Source organism: Halomonas sp. CSM-2, from assembly GCF_002119345.1.
Lineage (GTDB): Bacteria > Pseudomonadota > Gammaproteobacteria > Pseudomonadales > Halomonadaceae > Vreelandella > Vreelandella janggokensis.
In genome coordinates, this window is record NZ_NBYR01000029.1 from 1 (window position 1) to 26,303 (window position 26,303).

Annotated in this window: 18 protein-coding genes; 2 read left to right on the top strand and 16 right to left on the bottom strand. The window is 51.9% G+C overall.

Going from position 1 to position 26,303, the window contains the following annotated elements:
* Nucleotides 1–440: 440 nt before the first annotated feature.
* The 11 genes from B7L15_RS18115 to B7L15_RS18165 all read right to left on the bottom strand — a co-directional run bounded on the left by B7L15_RS18115 (nucleotide 441) and on the right by B7L15_RS18165 (nucleotide 14,284).
* Complete coding sequence (locus tag B7L15_RS18115; RefSeq protein WP_085920307.1) at nucleotides 441–2,351, bottom strand: GT-D fold domain-containing protein; 1,911 nt, start codon at nucleotides 2,349–2,351, stop codon at nucleotides 441–443.
* A complete protein-coding gene (locus B7L15_RS18120; RefSeq protein ID WP_085920308.1) occupies nucleotides 2,348–5,764 on the bottom strand; it encodes a glycosyltransferase in 3,417 nt (1,138 codons plus the stop codon). Before B7L15_RS18120 ends, B7L15_RS18115 begins: the two co-directional genes overlap by 4 nt.
* Before the next feature lie 29 nt (nucleotides 5,765–5,793).
* Nucleotides 5,794–6,351 (bottom strand): dTDP-4-dehydrorhamnose 3,5-epimerase, encoded by a 558-nt coding sequence (rfbC, locus tag B7L15_RS18125; RefSeq protein WP_085920309.1) that lies wholly within the window; start codon nucleotides 6,349–6,351, stop codon nucleotides 5,794–5,796.
* 46 nt (nucleotides 6,352–6,397) lie between these two features.
* Nucleotides 6,398–7,270, bottom strand: coding sequence for a glucose-1-phosphate thymidylyltransferase RfbA (rfbA, locus tag B7L15_RS18130; RefSeq protein WP_085920310.1), 873 nt, complete (start codon nucleotides 7,268–7,270; stop codon nucleotides 6,398–6,400).
* A 64-nt stretch (nucleotides 7,271–7,334) separates the two neighbouring features.
* Nucleotides 7,335–8,207: a dTDP-4-dehydrorhamnose reductase gene (gene rfbD / locus B7L15_RS18135; RefSeq protein ID WP_085920311.1), complete on the bottom strand. Its 873-nt coding sequence runs from the start codon at nucleotides 8,205–8,207 to the stop codon at nucleotides 7,335–7,337.
* Nucleotides 8,204–9,271, bottom strand: coding sequence for a dTDP-glucose 4,6-dehydratase (rfbB, locus tag B7L15_RS18140; protein ID WP_085920312.1), 1,068 nt, complete (start codon nucleotides 9,269–9,271; stop codon nucleotides 8,204–8,206). The genes rfbD and rfbB overlap by 4 nt, the downstream gene beginning before the upstream one ends.
* Before the next feature lies 1 nt (nucleotide 9,272).
* Nucleotides 9,273–10,355, bottom strand: coding sequence for a chain-length determining protein (locus B7L15_RS18145; RefSeq protein ID WP_085920313.1), 1,083 nt, complete (start codon nucleotides 10,353–10,355; stop codon nucleotides 9,273–9,275).
* Between the two features lie 82 nt (nucleotides 10,356–10,437).
* Entirely contained in the window at nucleotides 10,438–11,361 is a 924-nt protein-coding gene (locus B7L15_RS18150; protein WP_085920314.1) for an ABC transporter ATP-binding protein, read from the bottom strand.
* On the bottom strand, nucleotides 11,358–12,161 hold the full coding sequence (locus tag B7L15_RS18155) for an ABC transporter permease (RefSeq protein WP_085920315.1): 804 nt from the start codon (nucleotides 12,159–12,161) through the stop codon (nucleotides 11,358–11,360). Before B7L15_RS18155 ends, B7L15_RS18150 begins: the two co-directional genes overlap by 4 nt.
* 3 nt (nucleotides 12,162–12,164) lie before the next feature.
* Nucleotides 12,165–13,865 (bottom strand): polysaccharide biosynthesis/export family protein, encoded by a 1,701-nt coding sequence (locus tag B7L15_RS18160; RefSeq protein ID WP_085920316.1) that lies wholly within the window; start codon nucleotides 13,863–13,865, stop codon nucleotides 12,165–12,167.
* A complete protein-coding gene (locus B7L15_RS18165; RefSeq protein ID WP_085920317.1) occupies nucleotides 13,865–14,284 on the bottom strand; it encodes a DVU3141 family protein in 420 nt (139 codons plus the stop codon). Before B7L15_RS18165 ends, B7L15_RS18160 begins: the two co-directional genes overlap by 1 nt.
* A 2,831-nt stretch (nucleotides 14,285–17,115) precedes the next feature.
* Between B7L15_RS18165 and B7L15_RS18175 the strand changes: the two genes are divergently transcribed.
* Together B7L15_RS18175 and B7L15_RS18180 are read left to right on the top strand one after the other, a co-directional pair.
* Nucleotides 17,116–19,515, top strand: a complete 2,400-nt coding sequence (locus B7L15_RS18175) for a hypothetical protein (protein ID WP_085920319.1) — start codon at nucleotides 17,116–17,118, stop codon at nucleotides 19,513–19,515.
* Complete coding sequence (locus B7L15_RS18180) at nucleotides 19,512–22,889, top strand: site-specific integrase (RefSeq protein ID WP_139839400.1); 3,378 nt, start codon at nucleotides 19,512–19,514, stop codon at nucleotides 22,887–22,889. Before B7L15_RS18175 ends, B7L15_RS18180 begins: the two co-directional genes overlap by 4 nt.
* Nucleotides 22,890–23,044: 155 nt before the next feature.
* Here B7L15_RS18180 and B7L15_RS18185 read toward each other — a convergent pair whose 3' ends face one another.
* The 5 genes from B7L15_RS18185 to B7L15_RS18205 all read right to left on the bottom strand — a co-directional run bounded on the left by B7L15_RS18185 (nucleotide 23,045) and on the right by B7L15_RS18205 (nucleotide 26,134).
* Entirely contained in the window at nucleotides 23,045–24,199 is a 1,155-nt protein-coding gene (locus B7L15_RS18185; RefSeq protein WP_085920320.1) for a GGDEF domain-containing protein, read from the bottom strand.
* Nucleotides 24,196–24,633, bottom strand: coding sequence for a hypothetical protein (locus tag B7L15_RS18190; protein ID WP_139839401.1), 438 nt, complete (start codon nucleotides 24,631–24,633; stop codon nucleotides 24,196–24,198). The genes B7L15_RS18185 and B7L15_RS18190 overlap by 4 nt, the downstream gene beginning before the upstream one ends.
* 227 nt (nucleotides 24,634–24,860) lie before the next feature.
* Nucleotides 24,861–25,145, bottom strand: a complete 285-nt coding sequence (locus B7L15_RS18195) for a hypothetical protein (RefSeq protein ID WP_085920322.1) — start codon at nucleotides 25,143–25,145, stop codon at nucleotides 24,861–24,863.
* On the bottom strand, nucleotides 25,136–25,456 hold the full coding sequence (locus B7L15_RS18200) for a hypothetical protein (RefSeq protein ID WP_085920323.1): 321 nt from the start codon (nucleotides 25,454–25,456) through the stop codon (nucleotides 25,136–25,138). The genes B7L15_RS18195 and B7L15_RS18200 overlap by 10 nt, the downstream gene beginning before the upstream one ends.
* 9 nt (nucleotides 25,457–25,465) lie before the next feature.
* Complete coding sequence (locus tag B7L15_RS18205) at nucleotides 25,466–26,134, bottom strand: site-specific integrase (protein WP_254902984.1); 669 nt, start codon at nucleotides 26,132–26,134, stop codon at nucleotides 25,466–25,468.
* Nucleotides 26,135–26,303: the final 169 nt, after the last annotated feature.

Genomic DNA, 26,303 nt, shown 5'->3' on the forward strand with positions numbered 1-26,303 from the left:
ACTGATGCCTTCCTGGCTGGCCAACTCGGCAACAGTCAGACTGTGAGGTGGGGCCATCTTCTGGAGAATGGCTTCTTTACGTTCCGGTGAATAATGGGGCATGGTTGTCCTCTGAAATATTCAGGCGACAACTACGCTGACACATAGGGGATGGCTGGAATCGATTACTGAAGGTTATATAGCAACAAAGAAACCGTACTATTTGGGTATATATCGGCAGGTACTCACACCGCAAATACGGCTGCTGGGAGTCGGTGCCAGCAACCTGGGGCTTCGCGACGCTCAATCAGCATACTCATGAATAAGCCGGGCTAAGCAAAAGCAATTCATACACAGTCTTCGACTAAAAACCATTACTAAATAGCGGAAACTTTAATGACAACCATGCTTCATAACAACCCACATCTAGCATAATTTTATTTTATTCCACTCCCATTACATTAACACATACTTCTTATATAGGGCCTACTATTAACACCAGCCCAAGCATCTGCAATGCTACCTATATCAATAGCCATACCGCCACTTAACTTAATATTATGACAATAAATTTTTCCTAAAAGACCTGCGGCTACTAAATAAAACTCTCCTTCTGAGGAGCCTTTTATTTCTTCAACCACACTATCAAATACATCATAATAATGGTGCTTATCAACTTTCTTCTCACCATATTTATACTCTGCAGGTATTTCGATCAAGTTAACATTAATTAAATTATGGAACCTTTCCTTTAATATTTCGGCCAACTCCACCCTGCATGTAATAATATTAATTTTTTCAACACTTCCTAGGAGCTTCTCTAGAACACCATATCTCTCTAGTTCTATATGAATATTAGCCCCAACCACAAACTTCTCATCCAAACCACTGTACTTAGAAAGGGTAGAATAAACGCAAAAAATCCCTCTCTGTATGCGGGAAACAGGATTGGTTTTATTTGATCTTCTATGACTCGGAACTCCAATTATATCACTGCTTTTTATTGAATTTAATATACCCGACTTCATAGTCTCTATGTCTTTTTCTTGCAAACCTTTGCCAAAATGCACCTTTAGAATGTCTTCAACATCTTTATCCAAAGCCAGACCATTAAACTCAGCAATAAGCCCCTCACCATCACCCATCCTAACTAAGCTAAAGGGTCTCTTACTAGCAACTGACTCTACTATGAAACCGTAGCACTCAGAAGCATTAATAATTCTAGAAGTTAACTCATGGAAGCTATCTGTAATAATATTCCTTAAAAAACAATTCGAAACTTCAAGCCATTCCATTTTTTTTTCTAGGGCTTTCAATCTATTATTGTATTCAACTAAAACTTTTTCTTTGTCAGCTTCATTAATATTTGAAGGAATGAAGCTGATTTTTTCACCTGCCGAAGGCATCTCTTTTAAAAGCCCCGCCTCCACCAAAAGATTAAAATCATCACTATATATTTTTTTTAAAAACTCCTCTTCTCTTTCAGATAGCTTATTATTTCTACCGCTGGACCCTTTCATTAGTACTGGTACATTGATGTCACCACCACCATTATCCTCAATATGACTAATTGAATCATTTATACCTTTCATATCTCCAACAAACGTATACTCATTTATATTTGTCACATATGCTGATTGAGGCAAAAGGTGGTGAAAAACATCGTTAAAGCAGAAAACATATTCCCAGAATTTTTCTAGAAACTCCTCAAGTGTAGGCTTAAGACTGAGCCCATATAACTTATTTTGCTTAGGATGGCCCACTTCTTGTATTAAAGAGCTCTCCTCTATTATATTTTTAGCATGATAGGAAACAACTCTCTGCACAGGCTCTCTAAGGATTAAAACTCTTTTTGAACGTTCGATACGTTCTCTATCAAAATAGTTAAACTTAAAATAAGGGTTCCCAAAATATTTATGCGGATTAACTACGTCTTTATCTTCCTTGGAAGCAATATAGCCTTTTATTGTAGTTGAGCCATTTTTAGGTATGGCGGTATAAAGAACATCTTTCGCAACACTTTCATAGTAATTTCCTTTTTTACCAGTGTAATACCTGACCCAGGATGGCTCTTCAGGATTTATCTCGCATGCTTTATTTAAATGAATCAAAGCTTTTTTTAAATCTTTCTTTACGAATATATGATATTTTCCGTATATTCTATGAGCAATATTATTATCTGGATATTTGTAAAAAAAGCTCTCAATATAGTTTTCAAACTTTATATAGCACCCCGACTTAACTAAAACCTGAAGAAAATCTAGATATGAGTTTTTGTCCCAGGAATTCTCTTTGATATACGCTTCAAGGTCATCCAAATACTTATTAAAAGAACTTGACGCCAAATACTGAGATAAATTAACGTTTTTCACTTATAAAAACCTCTTATTTTTTCCAGCTGAGCGAGGGAGAACTGCTTTCCCCTGTTTTGAGAAGAGCTTTTATACTGGCCATATTTCAAATCAATTTTTCCAACCAAACTCACCAACTGATTTATTTCTGGAGAAATAACATGCCCCGTCTTGCCTTCAACCACATCCTCACCTATACCGCCTAAATTACTCGCCACCACCCAGCAGCCACAGGCAGCTGCTTCTCGGGTTACCAGGCCAAAGCTCTCCGGCCAGGTAGAAGGTGCGAATAGCACATCCATTTTGCGATACAGCTCCACGACCCGATCTTGGCTTACACGCCCAATAAAGGTCACCGGCACCCTGCCCCAGTGGGTATGGTGCTCATAACCCTCTTCTTTTGAGTGATCCACCACCAGAAACTCTATGTTGGCAGGCTGTGCTTCCAGCACGGCTTCCTTAAGTAAGTAGTAGCCTTTGTGATCTGCCATACCGCCGATATGGCCACATACCACGTTAGCCGTGTAGGTAGTGTCTTTGGGTGCCCAAGGCACATCATCAGAAATACCGTTGGGAATCACTTCAATGTCCGTAATGCCGTTCTTGCGATAAATGTTGGCAAATGCATTGGAAACCGTGAGTACTTTGTGGGCACTATGCAGAAGATCTTTTAAGTTACGGCGGCGTTCGATGGATTCGGCAAGTTCGATATTGGGCGGTAACTCGATCGGCATATAAGGGTCCGGGTGCCCCTCTGGGTACAATTTACCGTTGTGGTCCACCAGGAACTGGAAATCCGAGATCCACCAGGCATCGTGCGCTGTCACCATATAAGGCACCTTAGCATCACGGGCGGCTTTCACCACCGAGGCCGTAAGGCGTTGCACACAATGGAAGTGGATGATGTCAGGCTGTTCCAGCTTTAGAAACTCACTGAATAGTGCATGCATTTTGGGATCTTTGGGGTGCCAATCCATATGCTCTCGCCACAGCGTAGTAGCGCGATACACGCGGCACCCTTGATGCTGATACACCGTCATCTCGTGAGGCGTGCGGCACTCAGCATCAGCGGTGAATACACATACATCCAGTTCATCGCTATAGTGCTTACGCAGCGCTGAGAAATTATCCGCCACCACACGCGTGGCCCCGCCAATCGATTGCGGCGGGAAGAACACATTAACCAACGCCACCTTGCGCTTACGCGGTTGAGCGCTGGTAGCGGTTTCTTCCAGCTGTGCCGCTAGCTGCCCACCCAGCACCGGCAAGCTGTACTCGTCTTTGGCGCGCTGCATAGCCGCGTGGCCGATTTGTTCACGTAATTCACGGCTTACTGCCAGCTTTTTGATGGCGGAATACCACTCCTGCTCACTAGAAACGAGGAAGGCATCTTTGCCGTTATGGACCACGTCTCGGTAGTTAGCTGTGCTACTGACCACCGAAGGAATACCAAAACAGGCGGCTTCAAACCACTTCAGCTCGCTTTTACAGGCATTGATGCTGTCATCGTGCAATACCGCGATATTGATATCGGCCTGTTCCAGTAGCGACCAGTAGCCCTGAACGCTTTTGACTGCCGGCAACTGTGTGTACTGTTCAGCAAACCTTGAGCGGAAAGCTTTCGGCAAGCGCAGGTAGCCCACCACGACAAGACGAGCTTGGGGAACTTCTTTTAGTACGCGCTCAATAGCGGGTAGCGCCTGTTCGATAAAATCGCTGTTGTGTGCTTGCGTACCGCTGCCGTAGAAAATATCGATGGTATTCTTATGCGATTTATTGATGGTGCGGAACTGATTGAGGTGATCTAGGCCATTGCGATGCAGCAGGCAGCGTTGCTCTTGTACTAATGGCGCCAAGCGCTCACGCAATGGCTCGGTGGATGCGATACCTTGACGGCATAGCCGTGCCGCCGCGTTGAAAAGCGCCATACCACGCGTAAGGCCACGATAGGTTTCCAGCCCAACGTAGCCACCATAGCTTTCGATGGCGGGCGGGTATTCAGGTACAAACAGTAAATCATCAATTTCATACAAGCTGAGCTTGCCTGTCGCATTCACCTGAGCAATGGCTTTGATCACTTTCGGCACGGCGGGTACACGATAGAAAATAACCACATCATGCAGCGCCAACGTATTGGGGTGCTTTTCAAGCTCCATCCAATCAATGGCAGTGGCCTGTTTACCTACCGCCTCTAACTGCTCAATTTTTTGGTTAATACGATAACGTTCACATTGAGGCACATGGAAATCACCGACAATCAAGATGCGTTGGGTGTTGAGCTGGCCAAGAGCGGGGAGTGTGGGAATACCATCATTGTTACTTACCGCAGCACGCTTAATCGCAGTTGGAGCTGGCCCATCAAACATGGGCAAGTAGGCTTTATAAAGATTCGACGCAAATAACCACGTTTCTTGAATCAAGTGATCGCGGTCCTGTGCATCAACCCAAACAAGTAGTTCAGCTTGCAAACTATTCCATTTTTGCTCTGCTAACCGGTCAAGCTCATCATATTGTTGACGAAAATTTGGATAATGGTTGATGCCATTCGCTAATACAATAATGGCCTCATGCTGCCGTTGCAGTTTCGCCAAACACTTAGCATGATTGTAGGCAACCCATTTGGAAGCATTCGATATCTCAGCGGCAGCTACATAGTAGTGCAACGCTATACTGAAGTGGCCATCATCCAAATAACTGTTACCCAGAAGCTCTAGCGACTGAGCGGATTTGGCAAAATTCAAACTTGCTTCCAGCAACGCACGTCCTTGATGACGCTGCTGTGTCGCCAGGTGATGCTTACCTAGTAAAAAATATGCTTCTTGCGTTTTCTCAGGTGTATCTGCCAGTGCAATCATGGCAATATCTTGGCCAAGCATTGTATTGAGAACCCTATGAGGCTCCAACTCAACACCGAGTCCACTGCAACGCTTGAGAATATCTGCTAGCGAAAAACCAGCGGGTATTACATTACTAGGTAAATTTACATGGTCGGCCCATTCGGATAATGAAGCAAAGCGGTTCTCGGCTTGGCCGTGTTCTTCAAAGTGCGCATCGGCTTGGGCTTGTGTGGTTATCCCATTAGGTTTGAGATCTGGGTAGAGCGTTAGATAAAAGTCCAGATCGACTCGGCCTGCGTTCGCTTTCTTGCGTTGAACTCTACTTTGCGACGCGGCTTGCCCTGCGAGCTGTGCATCGCCAGCTTCATGACTGGGAGATGCATAGCGGCCTTCCCGATAGCCATGGGTATGCCAATGTTGCTCTAGCGCCGTGTCGTCCAAGCCGGCTAAATCCGGATAGCGCTTCCGGTAGTAGGCAATATCCAGTGCAAGCCGCTGTGATCCGCTCTTTGGCGTTTCTTTAACTATTGTTTTAGAAGGATGACGAGACCGTTTTGCTCGCTTCCATGCGTTTAGTAATGTCCCCTTTTTACTCATTGCTTAGTAACCCTGTTGTGTCTTTGCTATTAACGTATTTTTACGAACACTGGTGCTTCCCTCAGCGCCAGTCCTTTAGCATCTTTTTCCGACACCTGCGGTGGCTTGCCTTCCACCAGCGGCCAATCAATCGCAAGCGTCGGATCATCCCAGCGGATGCAGTATTCATCACCAGGGTTATAGTAGTCGGTGCACTTATACTGAAACTCGGCTTCATCGCTGGTGACGTAGAAGGCGTGGGCGAAGCCGGGCGGTACCCATAAAAGTTGCTTGTTCTCTTCACTTAGCATGGCGCTCACCCACTGGCCGAAAGTAGGGCTGTTCTCACGCAGGTCCACCGCCACATCGAATACCTCGCCACGGGTTACCCGCACCAGTTTGCCTTGGGGCTTTTCCAGCTGGTAATGCAGGCCACGCAGAATGCCATGGGTAGATTTGCTGTGGTTGTCCTGCACAAACGAATAGTTGCCGCAGTGCTGCTCAAATTCGTTTTGGCGAAAGGTTTCCATAAAGAAGCCGCGTTCATCACCGAAGACCTTGGGGGTTATCAGAACAACCTCAGGGATGGCGAGTTTTTTGAAGTGCATGAGTAAACCTGTCAGAGATGAAACTGGAAAAGATAACGCGTGAGGGTCAGCTGTTAGAAATACGCAGCAGGTACTCTCCGTAGCCGGTTTTCTTCAGCATGGTCCCGGACTCCTGAATTTGCCCGGTGCTAACCCAGCCTTGGTGCCAGGCGATCTCTTCCAGGCAGGCGACTTTAAGGCCCTGGCGGTGCTCAATGGTTTGTACGTATTGGGCTGCTTCGAGCAGGCTGTCGTGGGTGCCTGTGTCTAGCCATGCGAAGCCGCGGCCCAGGCGTTCCACACGTAGGTCGCCACGTTCTAAGTACGCGTTATTGATGCTAGTAATTTCCAGCTCGCCGCGCTCACTGGGCTCTACCTGCTTGGCAATCTCCACCACGTCATTGTCGTAAAAGTAGAGGCCTGTCACCGCATAATGTGATTTAGGCTCGTTAGGCTTCTCTTCGATGGAGATGGCTCGGCCTTCGCCGTCAAACTCTACTACCCCAAAGCGCTCCGGATCTTTTACCAGGTAGCCGAATATGGTGGCACCTTTCGCCTGGCTCGCAGCACGTTTGAGCTGTTCACTGAAGTGCTGACCGTGAAAGATGTTATCCCCTAATACCAAGCAGACCGGGTCATTGCCGATAAAATCTTCACCGATAATGAGGGCTTGGGCTAAGCCATCTGGCGTGGGCTGTACGGCGTACTCAAAGCGCACACCAAAATCTTCACCGCTGCCTAGCAAGTTCTCGTACTGGGGTAAATCTTCCGGGGTGGAGATGATCAGAATCTCGCGGATACCCGCCAGCATTAACACCGAGATGGGGTAGTAGATCATCGGTTTGTCGTACACCGGCAGCAGTTGCTTGGAAACGCCGCGGGTAATGGGATGTAAACGCGTGCCGGAGCCACCGGCGAGAATGATGCCTTTACGGGCCATGATGATTCCTTGCTAAACAAATATTTTGGTTTTTACCGGACAGGTCGCAGGCTAAGACCAGCGCCTACGAAGCTAAATGCTCTGAAAGCGTCAATGCTAACTGGCTCTGCCAATGGGGCAGCTGAATGTCCAGTACACTTTCCAGCTTCTTCAAGCAAAGGCGCGAGTTCAGCGGCCGGCTGGCCGGGGTGGGGTATTCCGACGAGGGAATGCCGGAAACTCGCGCATGGTCGACGGCCATTTCCAGCCCCTGGGCCTTTGCCTGTTGAAAGATGTCACAAGCAAAGCCGTGCCAGCTGGTTTCACCACGCGGGGCCAAGTGGTAGATGCCGGCTGCCATTCGCTTGGCCAAGGCCATCTGGGTGACCTGGGCGATCAGCCGTGCTGGGGTTGGCGCACCGATTTGGTCGTTGACGATTGTTAACGCATCGCGCTCACGGCCAAGGCGCAACATGGTTTTCATGAAGTTGTTGCTGCGGGCGCTGTAAACCCAGCTGGTGCGAAAAATAAGATGCTCGCAGCCGCTAGCCTGCACGGCCTGATCGCCTTCCAGCTTAGTCTGGCCGTAAACGGAAAGTGGCCCAGTGGGGCTTTCTTCCTGCCAACGGGTTTCACCGTTACCGGGATACACGTAATCCGTTGAGTAGTGCACCAAGGTAATTCCCTGCCTGACGGCATAATCGGCCAGCTGTGAGGGTAGCTCGGCGTTCAAACGGCGGGCCAGCTCGGGCTCTTCCTCGGCTTTATCCACCGCAGTGTAGGCCGCGGCGTTAACGATTAGGTCAGGTTGATGCTGTTCCAGCCATTGGCTAACCGCCTGCGGGTTGGCCAAATCCAGCGCTTGGCGAGTGGGCGCGGAGACCTCTCCGAGCAGGCAGAGTTGGCGTTGTAGCTCAAAGCCAACCTGGCCGTTGGCGCCAGTAAGCAGAATATTCATACGCTGGCTCCCAGCCGCTCGCCCTGGTAACTGCCATCCAGCACTCGCTGCCACCAATGCTGGTTGTTTAGGTACCACTGCACTGTTTTGCGCAGGCCGGTCTCGAAGGTTTCTTCAGGCCGCCAACCCAGCTCACGTTCGATCTTGCCGGCGTCGATGGCATAGCGAAGGTCGTGGCCGGGGCGGTCCTTTACGAACGTGATGAGATCACGGTACGAGCCTTCTTTTGGCACCTGCTCCTGAAGCAGGTCGCAGAGGGTTTCGACTACCTCAAGGTTGGCTTTCTCGTTGTGGCCGCCGATGTTGTAGGTCTCCCCTACCTTGCCTTCAGTGGCCACCTTAAGCAGTGCGCGGGCGTGGTCTTCCACATACAGCCAATCGCGGATCTGCTGGCCGTTGCCGTATACCGGCAGCGGCTTACCGGCCAAGGCGTTTAGGATCATCAGCGGGATCAGCTTCTCGGGGAAGTGATAGGGGCCGTAGTTGTTGGAGCAATTGGTGATTAGCGCGGGTAGGCCGAAGGTGCGCTGCCAGGCGCGTACTAGGTGATCCGAACTTGCTTTGCTGGCGGAGTACGGGGAGCTGGGTGCGTAAGGTGTTTCTTCAGTGAAGAGGTCTTCTGTGCCTACTAGATCGCCATACACCTCATCGGAAGAGATATGGTGAAAGCGGAACCCGGCGGCCTTCTGCGGCGCGCTTTCTTGCAGCGCTTTCCAGTAATTGCGGGCGGTTTCCAGCAGTACCGTGGTGCCGACCACATTGGTCTGGATAAACTCAGCCGGGCCGTCAATCGAACGGTCTACGTGGCTCTCAGCGGCCAAGTGCATGACAATATCCGGCTGGTGCTGCTCGAACACCTGCTGCATGGCGGGGGCATCACAAATATCTGCTTGCACGAAGGTGTAGCGGTCACTGCTTTCTACTGTTGAAAGCGATTCTAAATTCCCGGCATAAGTAAGCTTATCAACATTAACCACGCGGTGGTCGGCCTTAGCGATGAGTTCGCGCACCACAGCGGAGCCGATGAAGCCGGCACCGCCGGTAATCAGGAAAGTCTTGGGCATATCAGTCTCTATGGTCTCGAATGATCAACACCAGCATGCTGAAGATCAGCGCCAGGAATAGCGTGATAATGGCGAATATCGTGGCGTTATAAAGCCGATCCGGCTTGGTGGGGTATTCCGGGAACAACGGGCTTTGCAGCACGCTGACCTGCTTGAGCTTGCGGGCAGCTTCTATCCGCGTGTTTTCCAGCGCGGCCAGGGCATTGGAGTAGGTTTCCTGGGCGAACTGCGCTTTTAGCTCAAGGGTTTCGTACTGAGAGGAGATGCGATTGAGTGATTCGCCGGTAGCCTGCGCGAGGCGATCCCGCTGTTTTTCGATCTGTTCACGAAGCGCATCAATCTCAGCCTGCACGCGCCTCATCTCGGATGACTGGATACTCTGGAAGCTGGAAAGCGCCTTAAGCTGTGCCTGCTGGCGAGCAAGCTCGCCTTCTAGCGTGGCAACGACCTGATTGATACTTTCAACCGTGCTGGTCGGTGAAATCAAACCTTCCTGGTTCTGGAAGGTCAATAGGCCGGCTCGGGTCTCGTCCAGGCGCCCTTCCAGAAGCTCAAGCTGGCCTTCCAGAAACGCAACCTGCTCTTCGGCGAGGCGCTGGCCCATGTCGTTCATGTGCGCTTCGCCTTCCCGTATCAGCAGTTTCACCATCTCGTGGGCGAACTCGGGTGTGTAGCCCTGCACTTGAATGTTGAGCACCCCGGCGTATTCGTCCATCTCGACGTCCACTCGGCGCAAATAGTAACGGTGAAGTTTTTCAATGGGGGCGTCGGCGTCGCGCAGGCGGGCGAAGATATCACCGTTCTCGCTGTAGTGGCTGCGAAAGTCGAGTTCTTCCTGTACCTGCTTGAGCATATCGACTGATAACAGATGCTCGCGTAGCAGCAGTAAGTCATTATCGCCCGAGGCACCGGTGAGGATGGACGAAAAGCTGACATCTGGCTGGGCTATCTGAGGGCTTTCCAGTACCACCGTCGCGCGAGACAGGTAACGATCTTCGGCCCAGAGAAACCAGTAAGCGCTAACCAGCACGATGGCCAGGATAGCTAGGGCCCAGTGGGGCTGGGATTTGATGAATCCTTTCATTGGAAAAGGCTCGGCTTAGGTGTAGAAGCCTTACACATCGCGCTTCTACGGGTGAATAGAATAGGGTTTTACGAAAAAGGGATTATTCGTCGTCTCTGGGCGTTTGCAGTGCCTGCACCTGCCGTCGAGCATCGTGCAGCCGCTCGCGCGCATTGCGAAAAACATCACCGAAGGCTTTGCGTTCATGAGGGGGCAGCTCATCGGCCTTGGCCTGTTCAAAATGGGCCTTGGCGTCGTCGAACTCAGCCTTGCATTTCTGGAGATGCACGCGTGCTTCACTTAACGTTTTGGGCTTCGGTTGGCGTTCTGCTTCGCCATCTGCCTTAACATCCGTTACAGCAGCATTTTCCGTTTCTTTGTGGTAGGCGGTAATGGCATCGTTGATGTCGTCGTACCACCAGGCTCGCCCGTTCTCAAGGTAAATACCGGCTTGGCATAGATCCTTCAGAATGCCCTCGCTGTGGCTAACCATGATCAAACTGGCCTGGTTGACCTTTTCCTTGAACGCCTTGGTGGCTTTGGCCTTGAAGGCGCGGTCGCCCACCGATGTGGCTTCGTCAGAAAGATAGACATCAAACTCAAACGCCAGTGAAAGCCCAAAATTAAGGCGCGCACGCATGCCGCTGGAGTAGGTCTTGATCGGCTCGTCGAAGGCATCCCCCAGTTCGGCAAAGTCCCTGACCTTGTCGATAATGTCTTCAACGTTATAGCGCCCGCCATGTACCCGAGCGACGAACTTGACGTTCTGCCGACCGGTCATGCTGCCCTGGAAACCGCCGGAAAGGCCAATGGGCCAGGAGACCCGTGAACGGCGCACGATCTCACCACGGTCGGGGGTATCCATGCCGGCGATTAGCCTCAGCAATGTGGACTTGCCAGCGCCGTTGCGGCCGAGCAGCCCCACGCTTACGCCCTTGGGAATGGTGAGATTAATATCCTCAAGCACCCAGTCATACACCCGCCGCTGGCGGTGATAGCGCTTGTAGAGGCCATTGATTTCGATCATTTCGCCTTCAACTTATCTTTGAACCGCAAGTGCATCAGCAGCCCAATCACAATAGTGACGAGCGTGAACATCCAGAAATAGGTGGCACTGGTGCCGCTCACCACTTTGTAGCCCTCGAAGAAGCCAGCGCGTAATAGCTCAAGCCCGTGGACAATGGGGTTATACATCAGGTACTCAAGTAGCCAATGCGGTAAGTGGTTGAGCGGCAGGATGACGCCCGAGAGGATAAGTAACGGTAAGCTGATCATGCGGACCACTGTGGTGACCTCCGGCACCAAGGTGCCGGCTACCGAGGTAATCAGCCCCAACCCCAAGCCCAGGCACCACAGCGATACCCACCAGGCCATGGCGTAAATGGCGTTATCCGGCACCAGATCTACCCCCAGCATCAATGCCCCGACGATAAACAACAGAAAGATAAAGGTGCGTAACATGCCTTCCAGAAAGTTACGCACCAGTACCGGGTCAACGGGCTGCACCTGACGGTAAGCAAACAGCGCGCTGTTGGCATCGACAGCGCCCAGGCCTCGCATCATGCCTTCGCGGATTAGGTAAAAGCCCATCAAGCCAGTGACCATCCAGGGAATAAACTCTGCGCCTACGATCAGCCGATCCCCTCGGATGAAAGAGCGAATGCTGACCATAATAGTCACCATAGCCACGGGCTCGAAGATCATCCAGAACCAGCCCATGCGATCGTTCATGGTGCGCGAGGTGGCCTCGCGCATGAACATGGCGTACCACACGCTGCGCGTGACCTGCCAGGCGGAACGGGTACCGGAATTTACAGGCTGAGTCATAATTTAAAGATCGATCGCCACTTTAGTGGCCACGGCAATTTGGTAGAGGATCTGGGTCAAGCTACTGGCGAGCTGCAGATTCTTGGTGGGCACTTCGGGCATCACCAGAATCTCGTCGCCGGGGCGCAGCGACACGTCGTCGGCATTGCGCACGGCGCCGTTCTGACGGACCACCAAGATATGGTCGTCGTCGCCACGCTGAGTAAAGCCGCCCGCGCCTTCGATGTAATCCGAAGCGGACATCCCTGAGCGGTAAACCACGGCCTGAGGCACGACCACCTCGCCGCTGATCAGAATAGAATCACTGACCTCGGGAATGGTAATGACGTCGCCGTTCTGTAAACGGATGTCGCTGATATTACCGTCATGGGCCACCACCAGGCGACCACTGGGTTCCATACCGCGCGCACGCTCGACAAACTCCTGAATGAGCTCGGCTTCACGCACTCGGATCTGAGCTTCTTCGTTGGTGGCCGAAGAGGCGCCGAGATACGTGGTTTCCAGGCGGCGCAAGCTATCCTGCAGGGATTGGCGTTGCTGTTCGGCGACACTCTCTCTGCGCAAGGAAATGCTGTCCACAGCGGTCATATCCTTGGGCACGGCAATGTCGTCTAGCAACTCACCTAGCCGAGCGTCACGCGGTAGCGCGAAACGCGAAGGGCCGTAGTAACTGCCTTCCAGCTCGACAACGATGGTTTCATCGCGTTGGTCGGCGCTGAACAGCACTTCGTCGCCGCTGCGCACTGTTTGACCCGTGAAGGCGTTAAGCGGGAAATAGCGCGCGATGGGCCCCTCGTCTCGGCTACCGCGCAGGAGTACGTGGGAGACGCCGCTTTGCAGGCGCGCCAGCCGGATCACTTCAGCGCCGGTCAGCCGTTGACCAATGAGCTCGTAGCGGTATTCGCGTTTCACGTCGCCTACCACGGCAATGGCGGGGCCGCGCTCTTCCACTACGATGGTGTCACCGTCGCGGAACTGCGAGCTAGGGAGCTCGCCGTCTAGCAGGAAGTCGTAGAGATCAACCTGGGCGACCGTCTGGCTGCCTCGCATGATGCGGATGTCGCGGTAGCTGCCCAAGGCGTTATCGATGCCACTGGCTTGGTCAAGGAAATAGAGCAGTGAGTCGCTCGGTGTACCGGCGTACCGGCCGGGGTTTTCCACGTAGCCGGTTACAAACACGCCGACTGGCTGCACACCCTGCAGGTTGGTATAGACCTCTACGCCGTCAGGATAAACTTCCTTTATCGCCTGGCGGACCTTGGCATCAAGCTGCTGACTGGTGCTGCCCTGCACGTTTAAAGGGCCAATGCTAGGTATGAAGATGTTGCCTTGCGCGTCCACCGGCATCTCGCGCTCAATCTCCACGGCGCCCCAGGCACGTAATGTGACCTGGTCGCCTGGCTTAATAGTGTAATCCGGGCGCAGGCCATCCGCCCGGGTACCTCGAAAGCCACCTTCAAATAGATTGGCGCCAAAGGGCGACAAGGCCTCGGTGGTGTCGTCCAGCTCTTGTTGGGGCACTGGGCCATAGTTGTCGTTACGCCAATCAGCGCGAGGCGTGTCATCTACCTGTTGGGGGGTGTCTTCACGCTGCTGTTCATCGGGCAGCACATTGCCGGGCAGGCTGACGGACTGGGCGTTAGCCAGCGTAGGCAGAACCAACAGGCTAAGCGTCAACGTTAGGATGCGATGGGTGGCATTCATCAGAGGGCACCTCCGTTTGAGAGTGCCTTGGTGACCTGTCGGCGAACCGCCCAGCTCCCGTTAGCGGTTTCACAGGCGATAGCGGCCTGGTCGTCGTTGCGCCCTACCTGCTGCACCGTTAGCTTGCGACACACCCGCCCGCTGGCGGAAAAATACGGGGCATCGGCCGTGACATTGACGTTGTTGCCCCAAGGACTGCGCTCCAGTTGCAGGGTTTCGCCAAGATTAGACTGGGCTAGAAAGCCATTGAGGTTGGCGTCTACCGGTTTGCCTTGCTCACTCCCGGCCACGACCGAGCCCGACGCCGCGTTGTTCTGAGAGGCGGGCTGTAGTGCACAACCGCTTAGAGTGGCGAGAAATAGTGCACCGAGCAGGAGAGATTTCCCCCCGGCAATACGCCTGGAAAATTCGTACGTCATCTTGTCCGACCTTGAAATAAAAAACGTTTAGGCACGCTACCGCCCAGGGATTGTATCCGGACGTTTCCCTTGCCCTGATAAAACGGCTCACCCTGCTTTTCTGGCAGCGATCGCCCTACGAATGTTGATGTTTTTGGCAATGAATTCTAAAAAATGCGGATAGCCGACTTCATCGAATGGCGGCAATACCGCTAGAAGGCATTTTCTGCCTAAAAAATAAAAATGTTTATTAACAGTTACTTAACAAATAAGGCATGACAAGTTCGCCCCATATGCCGCACGGGGTAGTCGCTCAATATGCGCTACGCAGATTTACTGCATCGTATTTGACCTTGGGTCTGTGCCGATTGCTTGGACACGCTAACCGCTTCTACTGTTGACGAGACAGACGAAAGGAAGCGATAAAAACAACCCTTTTAAATCAACATGATAAAAGCTTTTTAGCAGAGGTGATGTCCATACACCCTACCCTTTTCCCAGTCAACTTAGGGCCATAGTGTGTACTAATCAAAAAAGCTGAGCAACTTCAATTAAGAATCTGACCTACGTCGGTGTGAACCTCTGGTTGATACGCGCGACGCCGTGCGTGTGGCCGCTCGCTGGCCATCCAGCGCCGCAGTGTCGTGTTGCCGCCACCCAAGCCCTGAGCGAGGGCGCTTCCTGCTGATTGCTGGCGACGGTATCCAGGGGCAGTACCGGTATGGAAGCTTATCACCCGCAATGCCACCCCTCGATTTCAGCGTCAGAGAGGTGGAGGCCGCCCTTTAACCGTTCGGCGACCAAGGGTTTGAACCGTACCGGGATTCCCGGAGGCTCCAATCGGCGACGGATACTACCTGGTCAAATAGCCAACATTGGCGCTTGGCCGAAACAGTGACAGCGACTACCGAGCAGCGGACCCATGACCTGGTCTCCCTGCTACTGAAACGGCGACAGATACTACCTGGTATCGCGCCTATACAGGGTTGAAAGCTCAATCAGCGACAGATACTCCCTAGCCAAGTCATTTGACCTGCTCTACCTTTCCCTTTCACGCATGCTCAACCATGAATTCAGTGGATTAGGCGACAGCAATCTGGTGAAGCCGCCATGAAGCATGACCCTCGCTTACTGATATCAATCATAGGGAATCTGGTCCGCCACCATGACTGGTGAGCCATCATTAATAACCGCACGAGGCAACTTATAAACACTTTATAGCAGCATCGCATCCACGGTTGCGATCTTGTGCTGCGTGTAGTGGTCATGCTCATTGAATAGCTACCGCGACGGATTCACAGTGCTCGAGGTAGCCAGAGGTTACCTTGAGCAGCCCCGCCTGACACTCATCGATGGGCGAGTATGATAGAGTTATAGAAATCGACGACGGCGTAAAGTCACGGCTAGCGCTAACTTGGAAAGCATGGTCTCAGACCTAGCGGCCTTACGAAAAGCTATCCTCGTGTCTAGGCTATCGTCTAAAAAAGTCATAAGGCTCATCCTAAACATCGAAGAGGAGTCTACAAATGCAGCCCTTATCGCCTGATGTTTTGGCTATTCTCCTTCCTCTCGGCATCATGTGTGCGGCCCTACTCCTCTTTGGGACCGGCTTGGTTTGGGCACGCTACCGTGATCGCCAAAGCGAGGAGGAACGAGAAAAGCTGACTCAAACCATATTGGACCTAGTCGAACCTTGGGCGGGCTCTCGAACCGCTGCCTGGACGTGGTATCGAACATATACAATTTCTGCCCTAGGGGGACTGACAGCCGAACAACTGATTATGCGGGGCAGGGTTAACGACGTAATCGCTTACCTTACCCACATCCGCCAAGGCGGATACGCTTAACGCGTACAGACGCCTCAGGGCCTCTTCTCGGTTGTAAGGTCTCTGCTCTGCTTCGAACTACCTTCAGCTTCGCCTAGTAGGAGGTGCGTTTGCCATCGGCTTGATAAGCAAAATGATTGGCGAGCATTTCTCATACACACCATTTCGGATTGGAAAAGCGGATATCGCCGCGCCGTCGACGTCTAGCCATGCCACTGGTCTCGTACGGCGAGGCAGCCAGCCTGCTTCATAAAAAACAACTAAATAAAATTGACTGCCATTTTATTTAAAATAATAAGCACATCCATATTATTTACGTAAATAAATATTAAAAGAAAATAATAAGCCAAAGCTAGTGGCCATAAAGCTCTCCAAGATTTTTTGTAGTCCAGGGGTTACGATCATCAAAAAACATGATAAAAAGAGGCGTATAACCCTTTAAGATAAACTAGCCGCTTGGCTAGGCAAGGCTTGCAAAAAAAGTAAAACAGGTGTTTTAATGCTAAATGATCGAGGCTCACGACGGGTGTCATTATCTCAAATTGAAGTCAGCCCGCACCTCTCCCCCTCAGTGCTTCGCCTATTCCTAGCGCGCTCATCGTTTTTGCGGGACGTCAAGAGCTTGTCAGATGAGGCATTAAAAATCTATATGATTCAGCACCCTCCTGTTGTATACGGGGCTAAACGAGGTAAGAGCCGCACCCAGCTCATGTGCATTGCTAACCTGTTCCCTTTATACCTTGCCCAGCTTCGCCTAGCAGGAAGCGAAAAGATTCGCGTCACTTTGGTGGATGCGCCTCTCAGTAAAAACACAGAAGCATTGGCACTTTCTTTAGCGCTAACCTCCGAAACTTGCCATTCACTTCCGCCAAAAGATCTCTCGCATTATATCGTATCGCTATGGGAACACTTAGCCTCTTCAGACCACCAAGCGTTAATAACCCTGTCGGAAAAATTCAACAGTAAGACTTCCTTCTGTGAGGCCCTCAGTATCAACCGGCGGGACGTTTAAGGGCAGCTAAATTTATGGACAGTAATGCGCAACTCACCGCTCTGGTGGATGAAGTGCTGCAACCCCGCGATGGCTATTTTGCTATAGAGATGATTCAGCCACTACTGGTCACTACCATTGAAAAACTGGCTGCCATTTGTGACGACGCTTGGGACTCATCAGCACTTGCTCAGCTTGCAGACGCCTTAATGAAGGGAGAGTTAGTACTCACATCACTGCCAAGTCAGAGGGAAAAAGGCATTCATGGCACGCACCCCATCCATGGTGCTTTGTATAAGCTGACAAAAATGCAAGACGATATTGAAGGGCTCAATGATCGTCTTCACTTACTGGCGCACATTATCAATGCCGCGCTTCACTGGCGCAACGACATGCAAGCCGCTAACGCCGACCTGGACTTTACCGAACAGCGTAATAAACGCCTCAAGCAGACGACTTACCTTAAAAACCTGGAGGCTGCTTGCAAAGTCGCTAGACGTATTGAAACTGGGTGGCTGGTATATCTAACGCCATTCGATCAGCCGACAGACGAACTGCATAAACAGTGTAATAGGTACAAAGCATACGATGATAAAAACCAGCAAGAAAAATATATCACTGAGTTAGAGCGTTTTTTAGCCTACGCGCTAAATCGCCGTCAGCCACGCCAAGGTTATCAAGATCCTAGCTCTGATGAAGCGAACAACACGACGCAAGTACAGCGCAAGCGTCGCTTCGATGACGATCCTGAGGAAAGCTGGAGCGAGACAGCTAATTCAGCGATCACCCTGCCACCCGATATAGATGAAAAAACGAAAAACACGCTGCGTGCTTCCGGGTTATCTACCATGGAAGAGCGCCCAGCGACCGAACTCACCCAAAATGACGCTCCAATCAAAGCCGCGAAGGGTGATAGCTCGCTGCAGGCAGTATTTCGCGCACGCAGCCAGCAAATTTTTCAGGATAAAGCCGCTCAATTGTTACCAGGGCGATGGGAACAGCTAAATACGTTCGACTTTCAGCAATTAAAAAGCCAATTAGAACAAAAGAAACCCGCTCTACGTCAGCGACTTGAGTGTGTAATCGGACTACTATTAATCACGGGCCGTAGCCTCGACAGTGTGCTGGACACGCAGATCATAAAGCGCCTTGAGCGAATCCCTCAGGTCATTACCGACCAGGCTATTTATATTCTATCCAATGAGCCCGCTTGCTGGGTATCAGGGGTTTATCGACCAGAAAATAGTCGCCAATTGACAGGCGATTGGCCCGCTCACATGCGCACCACACAAGACCGCCTAGCACTACCCATCCCGCTAATATATTGGCGACTCATAAAGCAAAATGTACTCGAAGTCGCTATAAGAGTTAATAAGCGCTCTGTGCCGCTGTTTCCAAAAGATTATCGGGAAGACTTGAGAGAGGAGATGAAAGCCCTGCTCTCTGAGGCAAACCGCAACACTGGGTCACGGTTAACTGTCCATCGATTAGGAGCCCACCTTTTCAATACGCTCAACCAAGGTGACGCTGATTTAACAGCGGCGTGCCTGATAACGGCCCGTATTCCCTCATTCGGTCAGCAGGCTTCTCTTTATTATTATGCCCCGCACATGAAACGCCTGGAACAGCACTATATTCACGCCATGGAGACGATCACGCGACAATGGACGTCCAACTCTCCATCATCTGTTGCTGAGCCCTCCCGTGCTGAACCATGCACTACTACCTCCTCTGATACAGCCCACCATGTGGGGTCCAACCTAGTCCCCACAACAACATACGTAAACGGCCTTGTCGCTAGCATGCGACAGCAGATTAAGGCCGCGAAAAAGGGCGCTACATGGACGGCCCTTTCCAGTATGCACAACGCTTATGTGGCGTATACCGTGGCCATGCTGATGTTCTCGACAGGCTATCGAAGCGTTCGTGATCCACTGCCAAGCTGGGACAATATTTCGTTATCGCGGCGCATCATCGTCATCGCGGACAAAACCGACGACCAACAAAGCCACGCGCGATTTCTGCCGCTGACCAGCCTTATGGTCGAGCAGCTGCAGCACTATCAACGCCATCGAGAGGGGATTATCGAGCGTTTATCGTTTTATCTTCAAAACAGGTGGGATACACCGTTCATGTTCCTGGATCACTACGGCAATCCAAAAGAAGTCACCCCGACCCGGCTACATGACCAGTTACAGTGGATCGACTCGCCTCCTTTAAATATCAACCGCCACTTTTTGCATACGCGATTAAAAGAGAGCGATTTATCGTCGGAAGTCGTCGATGCCTTTATGGGTCACTGGGATCCAGGCCAGGAGCCCTGGGCCAGCTACTCGACGTTTTGCCCTCGTGAGTATCAGGCCCTTATCGCGTCAGTCATACAACGCTTGATGGTGCAGCAAGGCTGGAAGGCATTAAAAGGAGCCTTGCTGTGAGCGACAAGACTCTCTGGTCTGGGTGGCGACTCCCGAAGCCTCAAAAGAAGGCCAGCGACGGCCAAGAAGAGCGCCGCTATCAACGCGACCGTGAGCGGTACCAGTATCTAATGGGACTTCTCGAAAGATTAGAACAAAAGGTACCCGGTTCCATGGAAGGCAAACCGAACCTCTCTTTTTCAGACGCAGATACCAATGCGGTATTTGAAGCTCTACACCAGAACACGCCGCCCAAGGCACTGCGCAAGACGCACAATTTTATAGTGCGAGGCTTGGAAAACGGCCTTAAAAAGCTGAAATGGCGCGTGACGATACCGAGTCCATTGGTCACTAACGCCCGCAAGCCGCCTGCCGTCACCACGGCGTCTTTTTCTGAACTGCATCGCTGGGATGCCCTGGTAGCCGTACATGACGCAGCCCTGCCCAACGTGGAAAAGCTTAGCGGCACTGCACTGCGAAAATGGATGGTGGGGCGATGGCTATTTCAGTTGATCCGGGAAGGTGCGGTGCTGAATAAGCGCCACCTTGAACAGCTACCTAAAGCGTTTGAGCAAGGCATCTCCTTTGCGCCTGGCACTGGCTTTCTCACCTTAACGGACTGCATTCAGTCGGCTAATGCGGATGAGGAAGAACAGGAAGAAGCCGACGAAGCATCTAGTGGTAATCCACCTTCCGAATCGAATACTGAAACACCCCTCGACAAAGAGCTTCGATTTAAATACCGGCGACTCTGTTTGAGTCCGATGAGTCAGTTGCTACTCCTCATTACCTATCAAGCCATTGGCAAGGCATGGCCGCAAACCGCTTCCAACAGCCTGGTATCTGTCGAGCAGTGCTTGATGGTGTATATCAAACACATTGCCGATAGCGCCTCAACAAGCCTCGCCGCCCTTCTTTCAATGGCAAAAACTGCAGCGGCACTGGATATGCCACCATTGTTGGTACACTACGCAAGCAAAGCCGACTCATCGCTCTCGTTTCGTCCGTCCTCATGGCAGCGCTTGCTTACTCGCAGCGTATTACCCAACACGCTAATCAACACCCACGACGATGACGTCTACCTGGACTTCCAAACCACTGACCAGGTCAGCTCTACTCCAGTCGACCAATTACAGCAGCTACGTCAGTTGCAGCATTGTTTTTCCGCTTCTTTGGTGGGCCACACAGGCCGACGTGAAGCCATTGCCAATATCGATGCATTTCTGGCGGTGTCGAACAGTAACGGTGTCATGGTGACGCTGCTCGCCAAATGGTGCCTAAAGCTGATGCAAAAGGGGGGCCGCGTTAAATCAAGGCTCGTCGCCCGTTCGGCTGAAACGTACTTATCGACCATTGCACGCCCGCTAGTAGCGCACAGCCAAACCTTCGGTGACGTACTTACTGCCAGTGCTGATGAATGGGAAGCGCTGTATGAAAACGTGCTAAACAGTGCCAAAACCCTCGCCTCCAGAGCGAAAATGCAAAATCGTCTTATCGACTTTCATCATTTCCTCGTTGATACCCTCGCAATCCCCCACATCGATCTGGAGAGTGGCAATGCAGCAAAACAGCGTGTCGACGTTAACATCGTCACGCCCGCCGAATTTCGCCGCGCTTTGGCACTGATTGAAGCCTCACAGCAGCCCGAACGCTTTCGCACCATGCAAAAACTTGCGCTTATTCTTGGTTACCGTCTCGGGATCCGCCGCAGCGAATGCGCCGGGCTTCAGATAAAGGATGTCGCCTACCTATTTGATAACGATGCTTTCGAGGGTGAGGTCATCATTCGATCCAATGAATACCGAAGAGGCAAAAGCTACTCGGCAACACGACGCTTGCCACTGTGGTTATTGATGCCTGAAGAGCGACAGGATCTGATCAATTGGGTCCAACGTCGCCAAGGTGAGATCACCACCCAACAGACCACGAAACAGCTGCTGTTCTGCCGCAGCGGGAATGGTCGATTACTACTGGAAGATAAAGCCCTCTTTCATCCCATACAAACCGCTTTGAAAACGGTCAGTGGCGATAACTCACTACGCTATCACCACCTGCGGCATAGCTTTGTGACCTTTACGCTGATGCGCCTGCTGGAGCGTAAGTCAGGCGAGATATTACCAAACGTATGGCGACTGGATGACTACCGTAATATGGCGATGCCAAACGCTAAGGCCGACATTTCTGCGTTAGCCGGTCTTGCGCCTCAAGACCGGCCCTCTCGAAAACGGCTTTGGCAACTCGCGCTTTGGGCAGGGCATGCAAGCCCCGATGAAACGCTTAGCTCGTACACTCACTCTCTCGACTGGATCCTTGGGCAAGACTTGCGTGAACGTTTTAACCCCACCCTCAGTATCGACCAACAATTCGCGCTACTGAATTTTCCGACGAAAACAGCGCTGAGCAGTTGGCGTAACCGACGCGGACTCAAAGGACAGACGCAAGCCGGTGTGCTACTCCAATATCTTCAGGATGAGTGGCAGCCATATCTGGCAGATGACCCGTTGGAGCAAGAGTGGCGATCTTACCAACCACCATCCGAGAATCCGCTCGATAACCCCCTGGGGGCTGCGTTCGACTGGCCCGAAGCCACCACGATCTATCAAAGTCTGCGGCTTGTCGAACAACAAGAGAGCAAGGGTGTAGCGCTTGATGACGCTATTCACCGAACAGCCAAGCGATTTGTACTCGACGCTGAACAGCTTTCTCTGTGGATGGAGAATGGCGAAGCATTGATGGAACGTAAAACACGGCGAACCAATCAGCAGTTTAGTCGTGAAGACAATCGCTATGACCGTGCTCGTCGCGTGGCCTCGCAACGTATCTATATGCCAGAGCTTAAACGCTGCATGGCACCGCCTATTAAGCCTGCGGTATTAAGAGAGGCCGGGCAGTTTTTTCACCGTCTACTCGACTGGCACCAGTCACAACCTGAGACCGCAGAAAAAAGCCTGGTGACGTTGCGCAATCACATGCAGCGCAGTACCGGTCAGGTCGAGCTCCCCGATGCTGACGCCATTAACAGTGTCCGTGAACTGTTGCGTCCATTGCGCTGCTTTCAAAGTGTTTACCTCGTTGTCGAGGTCGAGGCGAAAGCCAACGAAAAGGACATCAAACGCCACTGGTCCAACGCGACCGACATTTCGCAATCGCGCATTGAGTTGACGCCAACGCCCTCACCTTCTGGCCAAACGCGGCACTGGTATGGGAACGCCAATCTCAAAATAACGCGGGGGCATTACACAGATCGTCAGCAGCCGCTATGGGAAGCCGTTCGTTTTGCAGCCTTTATGGCGATGTTGGTATTGGGTCTGGGAGACGACATACAGGAAGACGGAGAAATGATGCGTGAGGGTGATGGTCAGGCTGAAAGATTGGGTGACGAGCCTGGTGATTGAGCATATTCCGCTTGAAATTCTAAGAGGACGGACGGTTGTGTACCCCACCATTGCCAGGTGGCGAAGTGGAAAAACAAGACACGATCGGCCGTACCAGGGACTTGCTGCAAGGCTTTTCGCCAGGGCTATCCCTATGCCCACGGTTGTTGCACTGCCTAAGGAGTTGCCGGCGCCTGAACCATAGGTCCGTCTACGGCAACACGGTTGCGTCCCTTGATCTTGGCTTGATAGAGGGCCTGATCAGCACGGAAATAGAGATGATCGAAGGATGCGTCATCGCGAGTGACGGTGGCGAGTCCCAGGCTGACCGTCACGGCTACGGGCACGCCAAACGCTTGGGGAGATAACGACTCCACTCGCTGACGTATCCGCTCAATGACCTCAAGCGCGCTTTCAGTATCAGTTTCAGGCATGAGTACGCAGAACTCTTCACCACCAAGGCGAGCCACCACATCTGCCTTACGGACCTCGCGAAGAAGAGCATCCGCAACGACTTTAAGCACTTGATCACCTGCTGGGTGGCCAAAATCGTCATTCACGCGCTTAAAGTGGTCAAGGTCGAGAAGCGCCATGCTCAGTGGGTGGTCACTGCGTTGGCTCTGTTCGAACAAGAGCTCGGTGAAATTAAGCATGTAACGACGGTTGCCTAACCCAGTGAGTTCGTCCATCAGGCTGAGCCTAAGTACTTTTTTATGCTGATGGTGCAGGCGCTTCAATAACAGCATGAGGCAGCCAACCAGGAGGAGAATGACAAGAATCAGCAGGGCAATACCTAATACCAAGCGATCCATCACTACTCGCTGATTCGCAGCTTCAGCATGCAGTAGATGACTAAGCCTGCTATAGGCCTGAGCCATTTCATTTTCAATGGCGTAGCCTTGTTGAATCAGGTCATCTGGTGGCGCGCCAGCGGCAATTTCACCCAGCGCTTGGCGCAATTTAGGTAGCCTTTCACTCACGAGTTCCAAACGGTTTAAAGATGCTTCATAGTCAGCTGGAGCCAAGCCGGTTTTGTTAAGCCCGAAGTGAACGCCTTCAATATGCTGTGGAATACGCCAAATCAGGTTATCAAAACGTTCTATTAGCTCGCTGTCCTGTGGGTGCTCACGGAGCTCTTCCAACGTTGAGCGAAGCAGGACGGTATGCAACTGCGGGCGTATGACATCAGCAACAATCGCCGTGTAGTTGGATCCAAGGTGCTGACGCACTTGGTACAGATAGACACTTGTTGCGATAGCGCAAACACCTGCCAATAGGACGAGTCCCAGACCTAATTGCCAGCCAAGTGGCCAATCAGAGCGCAAGTTCATTGTTGCACGTAAATATCTTTAATCGACCAAATCCATGTGGTCATGCTCACGGTACCCGACTCAACAGCGTCGGCATCGGCAGGAACGAGTAACATCGTCGGACCGTACTCATCTCTGGTCAGTGTGTCGCCGTCGAGCCTTGTAGCGAGCATATAGCGTTTGGCTGTACGGTCCTCAGGCGTTAAAAAAGTCGTATAGTCATCGTGAGCTATTAAGCGTAACGTCGCAGCGTCATCAATGCCCTCGGCCTTAAGAAAGTCGTCCAGCCACACACCCGCAAAACGCCCTTGTGGCCCCTCGAAATGTTGTAGTGATACCTCGTAGAGCGGTAACTGCTCAATCTCTGCACGACTGATCGACAAGCGTTCCTCAGCACTGTGCAGTGTGAGAACAGGGCTCTCATCCTTTGACGGCGAGAGTGTGCTTGAGCTCACGGCTGACTCTTGCGCAAATACTGCAGAACAAGTAGCAGCAAAGGCTACCATGATCAGTACTTTCCGAATGGAGGTTAACATCCCTAATGTCCCTTAGTTTTTATTTAGATAACATACCGCGTCTATGACAAAACAGTCCAACCTGGCATTGATACCTATAAAATTATCCCCACCGCCCAGCTAATAGGGGGGTGGGGATAAGTTGGATCTTGAGCCTCGATTTTGTCCTAGTCGCTTCGTATCTCGTAAGCGTTGATGAAGCACAGCTTACAGCTGGCAAATCGCGCCCACGTGGTTGTCACTTGCACATGCTGACCCATTTTAGGCACGCCTTGCGCCGTTAAGTGGCGGTCGGTGAGGAAGAAGCGGTAGTTACCCTTCGGGCCAATCAAGTAAAGCGACCATACACGATGCTGCATCAACCACTCGGGGCCTTCGACACCGGCCACATACAGCTCGCCCTCAAACTGACGCCCAGCCTTATCGGGTGATACTTGCTGTGTTACTGCCATGCTTGATCCTCCCAGGCCCACAACGTGCGCTCCAACTCTGCAAGTAAGTGCGGAATGGCTTGCCGGTTCGCGTCCAGGTTCAACTGCTTGAGGGTGTTACTCACCCACGTGGCAAGCGCCTCCAGGTTGGTGGCCTCATCGCCATTCCCAAGCCACATGACCAACGCATCTCCCTTCGCCAAGTTCGTTGCCGCTGCCAGAGACTCCGCTAAACGACGCTCGACACGCCGGCGGTTCTTACCTGCCATGGTCACGTGCAGCGTGCGCTCGATACCGGTATGCGCCATCACCACATCATCCAGGTTTTTCATCGTCGTCTCCTAAGCGCGTTCTTGATTCAGCATGCGTTCGAAGGCAGAGCCGTCCTGACGCGTGAGGTTGGGTACAAAGCGTGAGTAAACACGGAAGAGCATTTCGGTGGTGGTATGCCCCATCTGCCGCGCAATCCACTCTGGGCTCTCGCCCGCGGCAAGCCACAGCGTCGCGGCGGTATGGCGTGTCTGATACGGGCGACGCTTGCTCAACCCCAGCTCTGTTAACAACGGATACCAAATACGCTTGGTGACGTTATGGTGCGATAGCGCGGTGCCTTTTCGCGTTGCGAAGACCAGGCCTGTTTTGCCCGTTACGGCAAACTGTGCCTTAAGCGCATCAAAAACCGGTTGAGACATATCGATGGAACGGAAGGAGCCATCGGTTTTGGTCGGGACAAACTGGCCGCGTACCAACGCTTGATGAACGAGGATTTGGCGACGGGCAAAATCGACATGCTCCCACGTCAGTCCATCGATTTCGCCCGTACGCATGCCGGTAAAGAAGCGCACGATGTAGTACTGACGGTAATCGTCACGTACGTTATCGATAATGCGCTGCACTTCCTCAAGGGAGAACGGCTCCACGTCCGTGCGTGGCACATTGAGCGATTTAATCCCGCGGTAGGGTGAGCTAAACTCATAGCCCGGATGTTGCATCGGGTTGGTCAGCAGCACCCAAATGCCAGGTTTGGTGGCGATGATGCCGCCCAGAGCTGGAAGTTGGCTATATATTGATCAATTTCCTGAGCTCAAGGCGCATTTCCCCCTACCCCCATGTGTTTTCTGTGCCGGGGACAGCACGCCGCGGCGCTATCCCGGCACAGAAAACACATGGGGGTAGGGG